This is a genomic window from Candidatus Igneacidithiobacillus taiwanensis, from assembly GCF_031962545.1.
In the GTDB taxonomy this organism is placed as follows: Bacteria; Pseudomonadota; Gammaproteobacteria; order Acidithiobacillales; family Acidithiobacillaceae; genus Igneacidithiobacillus; species Igneacidithiobacillus taiwanensis.
This window is the reverse complement of record NZ_JAVRKK010000022.1, coordinates 1-12,411: the sequence shown is the minus strand read 5'-3', so window position 1 is coordinate 12,411 and position 12,411 is coordinate 1. Positions and strand designations below refer to the sequence as shown.

The window sequence follows — 12,411 nt, the reverse complement described above, 5'->3', positions numbered from 1 at the left end:
GCACACTTGCCCCATTACCTCTGAAAAACCAGGTTACTGGCGCGAAAAAAACTCCCCGAGGGTGTCGTCTACCCACCCTGCAAGGACCCGAAACGACTCTTCAATGTCCTGATGACTACTATCCAGGATTCGCGCGTCTGGCGCGGGCTGGAGAGGAGCGACACTTCGTTCGCGATCGCGACGATCACGCTCGATGATTTCTGCCTCCACGCTCTCCAGAGTAGCACTATCCCCCTGTTCCAGCAACTGTTTTAGGCGTCTCTTGGAGCGCTCTTCGACGCTTGCCGTAAGGAAGACCTTGAGCGGAGCATCGGGGAAAACCACTGTACCCATGTCTCGCCCATCGGCAACCAATCCAGGCGGTCGGCGAAAATCTCGCTGCCGTTGCAGGAGCGCCTCGCGAAGCAAAGGCAAAGCCGCGATTCGCGATGCCCGTTGGCCCGCCTCGGGGCTTCGCACCTCTTGGGTAATCTCCTGATCTCCCAAGAATATCAGGGTTTCTCCCTGCCGCTCCGCAAAGCGCAGCGGCAGGTCTTGCGCCAAGCGTAGCAAGCGCGATTCGTCGGGTTCGGCGTTGTCGAAGAGCAGGCCGGCGCGCACCGCCGCTAACCCCATGGCGCGGTAAATAGCACCGCTGTCGAGCAGGTGCCAACCGAGGCGCCGGGCAAGAAGACGGCTCAAGGTACCCTTGCCAACGCCACCCGGGCCATCGATGGTGATAACCGGAACGGTGCTCATCCTTCTTGCACCTGCAGGGAGAGCCCCGCCTCGATGGCAAGCTCCGGGAAATTGGGAAATGACGTTGCCACATTGCGGCAGTCTTCGATTTGTATGGGGCCTGCGGCACGCAGTGCGGCCATGGCAAAGGACATGGCGATACGATGATCGCCGTGGCTATCGACCCGGCCACCTTGCAGGGCGCCACCGTGGATGATGGCGCCATCGGGTTGCTCTTCGACGGCTATACCGAGGGTGCGCAGACCAGTGGCCATGACGGCAATACGGTCGCTCTCCTTGACCCGAAGCTCCTCAGCGCCGGAAATGACGGTTCGCCCTTCGGCGCAAGCCGCGGCGATGAACACCGCTGGAAACTCGTCAATAGCCAAGGGGACGAGGCGCGGCGGGATGTCGATACCCTGCAAGCGGGCAGAACGTACCCGAATATCGGCCACCGGCTCGCCGCCCACTTCGCGCAACTGGGTGAGATCGATGCGGGCGCCCATGCGGGTGAGGATTTCGATCACCCCAGTGCGGGTGGGGTTGATGCCGACATTCTCGAGCAGCAGGTCGGAGTCGGGAGCGATGGTGGCACCCAGTAAAAAAAACGTGGCAGAAGAGATGTCTGCCGGCACATCGATGGTCTGTGCCTGCAGCGTGCCACCGCCTTCCAGACAAGAATACAGGGGTTCCTGTGCCAAGGCGTAGCCAAAACCGCGCAGCATGCGTTCGCTATGGTCTCGGGTGGGGGCAGGCTCGCGCACGCAAGTACGCCCTTTGGCGTAGAGGCCAGCCAGCAGGATGGCGGATTTTACCTGGGCGCTGGCTATGGGCAGGGTATAGTTGATACCGTGCAGCGGGGCACCCACGATCTGTAGCGGCGCCCTGCCTTCCTGGGCTGTAATCCGCGCGCCCATTTGGCGCAGAGGCTCGATCACCCGGCCCATGGGGCGACGCTGCAAACTCTCATCGCCAATCAGGGTGCTGGCAAATCTCTGGCCGGCAAGCACACCGGCCAGCAGACGCATGGCCGTTCCTGAATTGCCGCAGTCGAGAGGAATCTGCGGCGCTTGCAGACCCTGCAGGCCGACCCCATGGATACGCAAGCAGCCCTCACGCGGGCCTTCTATGGCAACGCCCATGGCGCGGAAGGCGGCAATGGTGGCCAGGACATCGGCACCCTCGAGCAGCCCCGTTACTTCGGTAACGCCATTGCTCAGAGCGCCAAGGATCACGGATCGATGGGAAATCGATTTATCCCCGGGCACTCGTAGCCGCCCGCGCAGCGCCCCTCCCGGCTGAACGATGTACTGCATTCCTTACCTCATCCTGATGGAAACTGAAATTGGGAGCGCGCCCGTTGCCCGCGCGCCAGACTTGCCGCCAACGCTGCCCGATCGCCTGCCGCCAACTGGGCATCGAGGCGCGCGAGTTGCTCCTGCAAGCGCTGCAGATCGGCGCGCACCGCCGACCGGTTCTGTTCGAGAATATCCGCCCACAGCTGCGGGTCGCTGGCGGCAATACGGCTGAAATCGCGCAATCCGCTTCCCGCTAGCAGGCTGAGATCCTCCTCCACGTCGCCCAACATCTCTAGATAGGCAAAGGCGAGCAGATGTGGCAGATGGCTGGTCGCCGCCAAGGCGCGATCGTGCGCTTCGGCAGACATTTCGAGCACTTCGGCACCAAGGGTCTGCCAAAATTGCCGCAACCGGGCGAGCACATCAGTATTCGGCTGCGCACCAGGACAGAGTACGCAGCGGTAATTGCGGTACAGCTCCGCCCGCGCCGCCGCAAAACCCTTCTGTTCCGCGCCGATCAGTGGGTGGGAGGAAAGAAAACGATGCCCGAGCAGGCTTTCGCCGTACGGCACGTGTTCGGCCTTGACGCTAGCTAGATCGGTGACCACGGTGTCGCTGCCAGTCGCCTGGGCCGCGAGTTGCAGAAGCTGCGGCAGGGCCAGAGGCGGCACCGCCAAAACCAGGAGGTCCGCCTGCGCCAGAGGCAGGGATGCAGGATCCTGCTCTACTCGGTCAAATACCGGTACCCCATTGACGACGGCAGCACGCGCGCCCTGTAAGTCGGCGCTCGCACCACCGCCACCAAGCAAGGTCCCAGAAAAGCCTCGCGCCCGTAGGGCCAAGGCCAAGCTCCCCCCCATCAGGCCCAAGCCGATGATGGCAATGCGCTGAAAGGGAGAAGCCAGCATCTCAGAGACTGCGACCAATGGCCTCGGCAAGTTTGCGCAGATCGCCCATCAGGGTTTGCAACTGCTCCGGGCTCAGGGCCTGGTCCGCGTCGCACCAAGCCTCTTCCGGACAGGGATGGGACTCGATGAGCAGGCCATCGGCCCCCGCCGCAATCGCCGCCTTGGCGAGGGCGGGCACCAGCCAGGTCTTGCCCCCAGCGTGACTGGGATCGACGATCACCGGTAAGTGGGTTTCCTTTTTGAGGAAGGGAATGGCAGTAACGTCAAGAACATTGCGGTAGCTGGTCTCGAAACTACGAATGCCGCGCTCGGCGAAGATGATGCGGTGGTTACCGTGGGCGGCGATGTACTCCGCCGCCATCAACCACTCCTTGACGGTGGCGCTCATGCCGCGCTTGAGGATGACGGGCACCTGCAGGCGTCCGACCTCCTTGAGCAAGTCGAAGTTTTGCATGTTGCGGGTACCGATTTGGATGACGTCGACGCGTTTTTCGAGGAACAAGTCGATTTTACGCACATCCATGAGCTCGGTGACGATGGGCAGATCGTAGGCATCGGCGGCATCGCGGAAATAATCGAGACCTTCGTCACCCACGCCTTGGAAGGTGTAGGGGCTGGTGCGCGGCTTGAAAGCACCGCCACGCATCAGCCGACAGCCGGCAGCCTGCACGGCAGCTGCAGCTCGGCGCATCTGCTCGGGGGTCTCTACCGAGCAAGGTCCGGCAATCACTTGGATTTGCGGGCCACCAAAGGGAATACCGCGCACCTCGATGATGCTATCGGAGGCTTTGAATTCACGGCTGACGAGCTTGTAGGGTTTGAGAATGGGCATGACCTGTTCCACGGCGGGCAAGGATTCGAGCATCCCTTCGGCAATCAATCGCTCGTCGCCGATGAGGCCGACCACGGTACGCTCGGCGCCATTGCTCACCATAGGCTGCAAGCCCAACTCGCGGATGCGCCGCAACAACTGCTCTCGTTGCTCCTCAGTTGCCTGGGGCTTGACGATGACGATCATGATTCAGAGTACCTCGCCCAAAGTCTGTAAAAAACGCTGATTTTCCTCCGGCAGGCCAATACTCACCCGCAGGTGGGAGGACATGCCGTAGGGCCCCAGCGGCCGAATGATGACCCCCCGTTGCAGCAGGGCTTGATACAAGTCTTGCGCCGGGCGGGGAGTAAAAAAGGTGATAAAGTTGCCCGCAGCCGGCAGCGTTGTCAATCCGTAGTCGTGCAAGCCCTTTTCGATAAGGGCGAGACCGGCGCGATTGTTGGCCAGCGCTGCGGCGAGGTGTTCGGTATCGTCAAGGGCAGCAATTGCCGCCACCTGCGCCAAGCTATTGCTGTTGAAGGGCAAACGCAGACGCTCCAAAAGCGCAATGAGCTCTGGCGCTGCAACGGCATAGCCACAGCGCAAGCCCGCCAAGCCATACGCCTTGCTGAAAGTGCGGGTTATCAACAAGTTGGGATGCCGAGCGAGGCGATCGATACCGTTTGGATAATCCACGGCCGTCATCAACTCGGCATAGGCCTCGTCGAGGACGACCAGCACATGCTCTGGCACCTTGGCCAAGAAGGCATCGAGGGCCGCCCCAGTAAAAGAGGTGCCGGTAGGATTATTGGGGTTGGCGAGAAAGACCAGGCGCGTGGAGGGCCCAATCCGCGCGGCCATGGCGTCGAGATCGTGGCCGTAGTCGCGGGCCGGCACTTGCACCAGTTCCGCCCCTACCGAGCGCGCCGCGATGGCATAAGAGGCAAAGGCATATTGGGAGACGATGACCTCGACCCCGGGGCCCGCAAAACAGCGACAAAGCATAGTAAAGATTTCATCGGAACCATTGCCGAGGAGAATCTGCTCCGGCGCGACTTCGAGGCGCTCGCCCAAGGCGCGGCGCAACTCCGGCGCCGAACCCTCGGGATAGCGCCCGAGATCGGGAACCGCGGCGGCAATGGCGGCCTGTACCTTGGCGCTGGTGCCCAGGGGATTTTCGTTGGAGGCGAGTTTGATGGCGTTGTCGATACTCAACTCGCGTTTTAGTTCGGCCAGGGGTTTGCCCGGCTGATAGGGTTGCAGGCCCTGCACCCAGGGCATGGTTTGCCATGCAGAAGTCATCAGTACACCGCCCGTGGATAGCTACCCAAAATGCGCAGGAAAGCCGCTGTCTCCTGCAGCGTGGAGAGAACCTCTTGCACCTTGGTATCTTGTTGATGACCAAGGAAATCGAGATAGAAAACATACTGCCAACGCGCACTGCGTGCGGGCCGGGATTCGATGCGGGTGAGGCTGATCTCGGCAGCCGCAAAGGGCGCCAGCAGAGCGTAGAGGCTACCGGCCCGGTGCGCGCCGCCAACGACGATACTGGTCTTGTCGGCGCCAGTGCTACGCGTTGGGATCTTGCCGATCACCCAAAAGCGGGTGCTGTTTTCCGGGTTATCTTCGATTCCCTCGGCCAAGATTTGCAGACCAGCGTGGCTTGCCGCCGCACGCGTCGAGATGGCGGCACCTTCGGGGTCGCTGGCGGCGCGCTGGGCAGCCTCGGCATTGCTCGGGGCGTCGCAGAGCTCAATGCCAGGAAGGTTTTGCGCCAACCACTGCCGACATTGGGCCCGAGTCTGATAATGCACGTGTACCCGCCGAATGGCCTCGCGGGGAATGGCGGCGACGAGATTGTGGACGATCCGCAACTCGACCTCGCCACAAATCTGTAGGGGGTAGTCGAGCATGAGGTCGAGGGTTTGATTGACTGCCCCCTCGGTGCTGTTCTCCACCGGTACCACCCCGAATTGGGTGGCACCGCTGTCGGTTTGGCGAAAGATCTCAGGGATGTTGTTTACCGGCACGAAGGCGGCGGCGTGGCCAAATTGCTTTTCGGCAGCAAGCTGCGAGAACGTACCCGCGGGGCCGAGATAGGCGACCCGTAAGGGTTGCTCGAGCGCCAAGCCCGCCGAGATGATTTCCCGAAAAATCGTACCAATTTGCTCGGCACTGTAGGGACCGGGATTTTGCGCTACCACCCGACGCAGAATTTCGGCTTCGCGATCGGGGTGGTAGAACTGCGTGCTGCCCGCCGCTTGCTTGCATTCCCCAACCGCTTGGGTCAGGCGACCCCGTTCGCCGAGGAGGCGCAGGATCTCGCCATCGACGCGGTCGATTTCCTGCCGCAAGGCCAAGAGCTGGGGATCTGGCGCTTCAGCCATGGCGACGCGCGAAATCGCCAAGAAAATCCACCAAAGCCTGCACCCCGGTTTCGGGCATGGCGTTGTAGAGGGAGGCGCGCATACCGCCCAGCAAACGGTGCCCCTTGAGCTGTAACAGCCCCCACTCTCCGGCTTCGCGCAAAAACGCGGCGTCGAGGGCGGCGTCGTGGAGGAAAAAGGGCACATTCATGCGCGAGCGATTGCGTGGGGCGACATCATTGCGATAGAAACCGCCGGACTGGTCGATGGCGTCGTAGAGCAAGCGCGCCTTGCGGGCGTTGCGTTCGGCCATGGCCGCAAGCCCCCCTTGCTCCAGTACCCAGCGAAATACCAGACCCGCAACATAAATCGCGAAGGTTGGCGGGGTGTTGTACATGGAATGCTCTTTGGCATGCACGGCATAGTCGAGCATGGTCGGCAGTTGCGCGCCAGCTCGGCCGAGGAGATCGTCGCGAACGATGACCAGGGTCAGTCCTGCCGGGCCGATATTTTTTTGGGCACCCGCGTAGAGCAGACCGAAACGGCTCACGTCGAGGGGTTTGGAGAGGATGTTAGAAGAGACGTCCGCCACTAAGGGCACGGAACCGAGATTAGGGATGAAGTCGAACTCGATGCCGTCGATGGTTTCGTTATCGGCATAATGGCAGTAGCGATACTCCCCCTGCAGTTGCCACTGCTCCTGCACGGGCACGGCGTGGTCGCGGTGTTCTGCATTGCTGGCGACGATATCGATATTCCCGCCCAAGCGCCGGGCTTCGGCGCTGGCCTTGCGCGACCATACCCCGGTCTCGACATAGGCGGCCCTGCCCGAAGCCAACAGATTGAGGGGGACCATGGCAAACTGCAGGCTTGCCCCGCCCTGCAGAAACAGCACCCGATAGTTGTCGGGGATGGCGAGGAGTTCGCGCAGGTCGGCCTCGGCTTGGGCGATGATGCCGCTGTACTCCTTGCCGCGGTGGCTCATCTCGAGGATCGACATGCCGCTGTCGTGCCAATCGGGAAGCTCTTCCTGCACTTGTGCCAACACTGGTTTAGGCAAGACCGCCGGACCGGCGCTGAAATTATAGATAGGGCGCTTCATAGGTCGTCGATGGGCAGCTGTCCCTGCCCCTCCTCGTCTTCTTCGGAGTCTGCAATGAGCGCTAGGCCGGCAAGATGCTCACCTTCGTTCAGAGTAATGAGGCGCACACCCTGGGCGTTGCGACCGGTGCGGCGGATTTCCCGTACCGCCATGCGGATCAGGGTGCCACCATCGGAAACCAACATGAGCTCGTCGCTATCCTGTACCGCCAGCGCTCCTACTACCTTGCCGTTGCGAGCATTGCTCTGGATGGCGATGACACCCTTGCCGCCACGATTGGTGCGACGATACTCGGCAACTGGCGTGAGTTTGCCGTAGCCGTTGGCGGTGGCGGTGAGGATGACCTGCGATTCGTCCACCAACTGTGCGGAGATGACACGGTCGTCTTCTGCCAAGGAAATGCCCCGCACCCCGCGCGCCGAGCGCCCCATGGGGCGCACCTTCTCTTCGGGAAAACGCACGGCCATGCCGTCGCGAGTGAAAAGCATGAACTCCCGTTGCCCGTCGGAGAGGCAGACGGCAACTAGCCGGTCACCGGGGTCGAGATTGATGGCGTTGATCCCTTGGCTACGCGGGCGAGAGTAGTCCATGAGCGGCGTTTTCTTGACCACACCAAGCGCAGTGACCATACACACAAAGAGGCCGTCCTGGAACTCCCGCACCGGTAGCACCGTGGTGATGCGCTCGCTCGGGGCCAAAGACAGGAGGTTGACGATGGGCTTGCCGCGCGCGCCACGTCCGGCCTGGGGCAGTTGATAGACCTTTTCCCAGAACACCTTGCCAAGGTTGCTGAAAAAGAGCACGTAGGCATGGGTAGAGGCGATGAACATCCGCTCGACGAAATCTTCTTCTTTGGTGGTCGTAGCGAGCTTACCGCGCCCGCCGCGACGCTGGGCGTTGAAAACCGCGACCGGCTGCGCCTTGATGTAACCGGCGTGGGTGAAGGTGACGACCATGTCTTCTTCGGCAATCAGATCTTCATTGCTGATATTGCCGGTATCGGCCACGATCTCGCTGCGTCGGACATCGCCGTACTGATCGCGGATGGCAATCAGCTCCTCGCGTACCACCGCCATCAAGCGCTCATCAGAACCGAGGATGGCCAGCAGTTCGCCAATCCGTTCCAACAGCCCAAGGTACTCCTCGCGGATTTTGTCCTGCTCGAGACCGGTGAGGCGATGCAGGCGCAAGTCGAGAATGGCCTGGGCTTGCGCCTCGGAAAGATGATAGCCGTCGGGCTGCAGACCAGCAGAGGGCTCTCCCCGTTCTCGTAGCAAGGCCGCAACCAAGCCTGGCTCCCAGACCTTTGCCAGCATCTGCGCCTTGGCCTCGGCGGGGCTCGCAGCAGCGCGAATGAGGGCGATCAGCGGATCAATATTGGCCAAGGCGACCGCCAAGCCCTCCAAAATATGAGCACGGTCGCGGGCTTTGTGGAGTTCGAAGACGCTGCGCCGGGTGACGACTTCGCGCCGGTGGCGCAGGAAGGCCTGCAGCAGCTCGCGCAGGCCGAGGGTGCGCGGCGCGCCATCGAGCAGGGCTACCATATTGATATTGAAAACGCTCTGCATGGCGGTGTGCTGGTAGAGGTTATTCAGCACCACGTCGCCAATAGCATCGCGCTTGAGTTCGATGGCAATGCGCATTCCCGACTTATCGGACTCATCGCGCAGGTCCGAAATACCTTCGAGACGCTTTTCCTTGACCATCTCGGCAATGCGCTCGATGAGCTTTGCCTTGTTGACCTGATACGGCAGCTCGCTGACGATGATGCTCTGCCGACCGGATTTTTTGTCGACTTCGATTTCGGCACGGGCACGCATGACCACGCGCCCGCGGCCGGTGCGGTATGCCTCGACGGCACCCTCGCGCCCCAGAATGATGGCCGCGGTAGGGAAATCGGGCGCGGGAACCAGGGCAAAAAGGGCTTCGTCGGAAAGTTCGGGATCATCGACCAGGGCCACGCAGGCCGTCATGACTTCGGTGAGATTGTGGGGCGGTATGTTGGTCGCCATACCCACGGCAATACCCGCCGAGCCGTTGATGAGCAGGTTCGGGATGCGCGCCGGCAAGACCAGAGGCTCGACTTCCTTTTCGTCGTAGTTGGGCCCGAAATCGACAGTTTCCTTGTCGATATCCGCCAGCATCTCATGGGCGATACGCGCCATACGCACTTCGGTGTAACGCATGGCGGCAGGGCTGTCGCCATCCACCGAACCAAAGTTTCCCTGGCCATCGATGAGGGGATAGCGCATGGAGAAGTCCTGCGCCATGCGGACGATGGTATCGTAGACTGCCGTATCGCCGTGCGGATGGTATTTACCGATGACGTCGCCAACCACGCGCGCCGACTTTTTATAAGGCTTGTTCCAGTCGTTGCTCATCTCGTGCATGGCATAGAGCACACGCCGATGCACGGGCTTGAGGCCATCGCGCGCGTCGGGCAGAGCGCGTCCGACAATGACGCTCATGGCATAGTCCAAATAGGACTGGCGCATCTCCTGCTCGAGGCTGACGGGGATGGTTTCCTTGGCGAAATCTACCATTTTTCTACTTTCCAACGTCGGGAATATCTTTGGATTATGCCAGCATTCCCGCCGTAACGCACTCGCTCAGCCACGCAGAGCGGCCAACCCCTCGCGCAGGGGCGCCTGCGCCACGCCCCGCTCGGTAATGATTCCGGCAATCAACTTGGCTGGGGTGACGTCGAAGGCCGGATTGCGCACGGCTACCCCGGCTGGTGCCATCGCTTGGCCTCCGCAGTTCCGTACCTCGTCCGCGGCGCGCTCCTCGATGACGATCTGGCTACCATCGGACATGGCAAAATCCACCGTGCTGAGGGGGGCGGCAACAAAAAACGGTATTTGATGATAATGAGCCAAGACGGCGAGGCTATAGGTGCCAATCTTGTTGGCGGCATCGCCATTGGCGGCAATGCGATCGGCACCCACGATCACCGCCTGGATGCATCCTGTGGCCATCAAATGACCAGCGGCAGCATCTACATTCAACGAAAAGGGAATTCCCTCTTTCTGCAGCTCCCAAGCGGTGAGACGCGCACCTTGCAGCCAGGGGCGAGTTTCATCGGCGTAGATCTGCCAGTCGCGGCCGGCGGCAATGCCCGCGCGAATGACGCCAAGTGCCGTACCATAGCCCCCAGTGGCCAGGCTGCCGGTGTTGCAGTGGGTAAGAATGCCGCCGCGATCGGGAAGGACTTGGACGCCAAATTGGCCCATGCGCTGGTTGTCGGCGATGTCTTGGATCAGCAATTGCTCGGCGGCTGCGAGCAGCGCCGCGCGGGCGCCAGCCGCGTCTTTACAGTGTTCGGCAAGGGCAAGTTGCCGGTCGATGGCCCAGGCGAGGTTGACCGCCGTCGGTCGCGCTGCCCGCAGTTCCTCGGCGGCAGAACGTAGCGCGTGGCGCCAATCGGACTGCGCGGCGGCATGATCCATGGCGAGGACCATGGCAAAGGCCGCGGTAATGCCAATGGCCGGTGCACCACGCACCACCATGTCGCGAATCGCCTGCCCCACTGCACGGTAATCACGCAGGGCCAGATAGATTTCCTCTTGCGGCAAACGGCGTTGATCCAACAGTTCGAGGGCGTCATCCTGCCAACGGATGGGGCGAATTTGCATGGTCTGCTCCTTGGGGTAACTGGGCCGGCGTCAATATACGAAGTGGGCAGGAAACTGTAAAATCGGGCGCATTCGATTCTAAGGAAAAACCGGCCATGTCCTCACTCCCTGTCCTGCGTCTACGCGCTCATGAAGATCGGCGCCTGCGTGCCGGGCATTTGTGGATCTACAGCAACGAAGTCGATACCGCGCGCACTCCCCTTACCGCCATCGAGCCGGGAGCGGTGGCACGCCTGGAAGACAGCCACGGCAAGGGCTTGGGGCTGGCGCACGTCAGCCCGCACTCTTTGCTCTGTGCCCGCTTGCTGACGCGCGATGTACGCGAGGAAATCGACGTCCACTTCTACCGAAAACGCATAGCCGCCGCCCAGGCGTTGCGCGCTCGCCTGCTGAGCACGCCGTTCTATCGCCTAGTGCATGGCGAGGGCGATGGGCTACCCGGTCTCCTCATCGACCGTCACGGAGAGTACCTCGTCCTGCAAATCGGCAGCCACGGTATGGAGCGCGATCTGCCCCTCATCGTCTCCGCGCTAGAAGCAGAAATCCCCCAGCGCGGTATCCTGCTCAAGGCCAGCGGTCCGGCGCGCGCCCTCGAGCAGCTGCCAGAACGCGTCGAGGTACTTTCTGGCGAGGTACCGGCAGAGATTGCCATCGAAGAAAACGGCTGTCGCTTTTGGATTGATCCCTATGGCGGTCAAAAGACTGGATGGTTCTATGACCATCGTCGTAACCGCGCCATGCTGCGCAGCTTTGCCAGCGGCCGGCGGGTGCTCGACCTATTCTCGTATTCTGGCGCCTTCGCTCTGCCCCTAGCTCAGGCCGGTGCCGCAGAAGTGATCGCCATCGATGCCTCCGCCAGCGCCCTCGCCTTACTGCAGCGCAATGCCGAAGACAATGGTTTGGGCAGCCAAGTGCAGGCGCGGCAAGGAGATGCCCTCGATCAATTGCGCCTGTTGCGCGACCAAGGCGAAAGTTTCGACCTGATCGTTCTCGACCCGCCAGCCCTCATCAAATCGCGCAAAGACAGCAAAGAGGGCACCCAAGCCTATCGCCGTCTCAATGACATGGCCTTGCGGCTGCTGCGTCCAGGCGGACTGCTCTTCACCGCTTCTTGCTCCTTCCACATGCCGCGCGACCAACTCCTGCACGAAATTCGCCAAGCCAGCCGTCGCAGTCCCTGCGTCATCCTTGCCGAGGCCGGGCAAGACTTGGACCATCCCGTGCCACCCGCCGTGCCCGAGAGCCGCTATCTCAAAGCCTTTTTGTTGCAACGGCCGGAATATACGGAAGACAGCCCGGACGTTGCCGATGGAGACGCAAACGGGTTTGCATAAGCTCAGAAACCTTTGGCACTCCTGCAGCGAAGAAGGAGCGCCATGCGGATACAGCACATTGGATATCGAGTCCGGGGATTTTACCGGGTAGCCGAGCTGGGGCATCTTTGGGAGATGACCCCGAAAGATGCACAGCACCGACTGAAGATTCTTAGGTTTTTCGAAAAGTACGGCCTGGAGGCCAGCGTGGATGCCTTTGGGGTGTCGCGCAGGACCCTCTACCGTTGGAAGAAGACCTTC

The 12,411-nt window shown here is 61.5% G+C and carries 11 protein-coding genes; 2 read left to right on the top strand and 9 right to left on the bottom strand.

Going from position 1 to position 12,411, the window contains the following annotated elements; genetic code table 11:
* Positions 1–33: 33 nt before the first annotated feature.
* The 9 genes from cmk to mtnA form a co-directional block, all read right to left on the bottom strand.
* The gene (gene cmk, locus RTI30_RS05020) at positions 34–738 is read right to left on the bottom strand and encodes a (d)CMP kinase (RefSeq protein WP_312261225.1); all 705 of its coding nucleotides are present in this window, start codon (positions 736–738) and stop codon (positions 34–36) included.
* The gene (gene aroA / locus RTI30_RS05015; RefSeq protein WP_312261227.1) at positions 735–2,033 is read right to left on the bottom strand and encodes a 3-phosphoshikimate 1-carboxyvinyltransferase; all 1,299 of its coding nucleotides are present in this window, start codon (positions 2,031–2,033) and stop codon (positions 735–737) included. The genes cmk and aroA overlap by 4 nt, the downstream gene beginning before the upstream one ends.
* Before the next feature lie 8 nt (positions 2,034–2,041).
* Positions 2,042–2,923: a prephenate dehydrogenase/arogenate dehydrogenase family protein gene (locus RTI30_RS05010; protein ID WP_312261229.1), complete on the bottom strand. Its 882-nt coding sequence runs from the start codon at positions 2,921–2,923 to the stop codon at positions 2,042–2,044.
* A 1-nt stretch (position 2,924) separates the two neighbouring features.
* Positions 2,925–3,941: a 3-deoxy-7-phosphoheptulonate synthase gene (gene aroF / locus RTI30_RS05005; protein WP_312261231.1), complete on the bottom strand. Its 1,017-nt coding sequence runs from the start codon at positions 3,939–3,941 to the stop codon at positions 2,925–2,927.
* Positions 3,942–3,944: 3 nt separating this feature from the next.
* On the bottom strand, positions 3,945–5,036 hold the full coding sequence (gene hisC / locus RTI30_RS05000; RefSeq protein ID WP_312261233.1) for a histidinol-phosphate transaminase: 1,092 nt from the start codon (positions 5,034–5,036) through the stop codon (positions 3,945–3,947).
* The gene (pheA, locus tag RTI30_RS04995; protein WP_312274585.1) at positions 5,036–6,121 is read right to left on the bottom strand and encodes a prephenate dehydratase; all 1,086 of its coding nucleotides are present in this window, start codon (positions 6,119–6,121) and stop codon (positions 5,036–5,038) included. Before pheA ends, hisC begins: the two co-directional genes overlap by 1 nt.
* Complete coding sequence (gene serC, locus RTI30_RS04990) at positions 6,114–7,202, bottom strand: 3-phosphoserine/phosphohydroxythreonine transaminase (RefSeq protein WP_312261237.1); 1,089 nt, start codon at positions 7,200–7,202, stop codon at positions 6,114–6,116. Before serC ends, pheA begins: the two co-directional genes overlap by 8 nt.
* Complete coding sequence (gyrA, locus tag RTI30_RS04985; RefSeq protein ID WP_312261239.1) at positions 7,199–9,745, bottom strand: DNA gyrase subunit A; 2,547 nt, start codon at positions 9,743–9,745, stop codon at positions 7,199–7,201. The genes serC and gyrA overlap by 4 nt, the downstream gene beginning before the upstream one ends.
* Before the next feature lie 66 nt (positions 9,746–9,811).
* Positions 9,812–10,837: an S-methyl-5-thioribose-1-phosphate isomerase gene (gene mtnA / locus RTI30_RS04980; protein ID WP_312261241.1), complete on the bottom strand. Its 1,026-nt coding sequence runs from the start codon at positions 10,835–10,837 to the stop codon at positions 9,812–9,814.
* A gap of 95 nt (positions 10,838–10,932) precedes the next feature.
* Between mtnA and RTI30_RS04975 the strand changes: the two genes are divergently transcribed.
* The gene (locus RTI30_RS04975; RefSeq protein ID WP_312261243.1) at positions 10,933–12,171 is read left to right on the top strand and encodes a class I SAM-dependent rRNA methyltransferase; all 1,239 of its coding nucleotides are present in this window, start codon (positions 10,933–10,935) and stop codon (positions 12,169–12,171) included.
* A 42-nt stretch (positions 12,172–12,213) separates the two neighbouring features.
* Positions 12,214–12,411 (top strand): helix-turn-helix domain-containing protein (locus tag RTI30_RS04970; protein ID WP_312283387.1); only part of this gene is annotated, 198 nt, incomplete at its 3' end.

Excerpts from the sequence above, each read along its gene's own strand:
- hisC (WP_312261233.1), bottom strand. The coding sequence starts at position 5,036 with ATGACTTCTGCATGGCAAACCATGCCCTGGGTGCAGGGCCTGCAACCC.
- pheA (WP_312274585.1), bottom strand. The coding sequence starts at position 6,121 with ATGGCTGAAGCGCCAGATCCCCAGCTCTTGGCCTTGCGGCAGGAAATC.
- gyrA (WP_312261239.1), bottom strand. The coding sequence starts at position 9,745 with ATGGTAGATTTCGCCAAGGAAACCATCCCCGTCAGCCTCGAGCAGGAG.
- RTI30_RS04975 (WP_312261243.1), top strand. The coding sequence starts at position 10,933 with ATGTCCTCACTCCCTGTCCTGCGTCTACGCGCTCATGAAGATCGGCGC.
- RTI30_RS05010 (WP_312261229.1), bottom strand. The coding sequence starts at position 2,923 with ATGCTGGCTTCTCCCTTTCAGCGCATTGCCATCATCGGCTTGGGCCTG.
- mtnA (WP_312261241.1), bottom strand. The coding sequence starts at position 10,837 with ATGCAAATTCGCCCCATCCGTTGGCAGGATGACGCCCTCGAACTGTTG.
- aroA (WP_312261227.1), bottom strand. The coding sequence starts at position 2,033 with ATGCAGTACATCGTTCAGCCGGGAGGGGCGCTGCGCGGGCGGCTACGA.
- serC (WP_312261237.1), bottom strand. The coding sequence starts at position 7,202 with ATGAAGCGCCCTATCTATAATTTCAGCGCCGGTCCGGCGGTCTTGCCT.
- cmk (WP_312261225.1), bottom strand. The coding sequence starts at position 738 with ATGAGCACCGTTCCGGTTATCACCATCGATGGCCCGGGTGGCGTTGGC.
- aroF (WP_312261231.1), bottom strand. The coding sequence starts at position 3,941 with ATGATCGTCATCGTCAAGCCCCAGGCAACTGAGGAGCAACGAGAGCAG.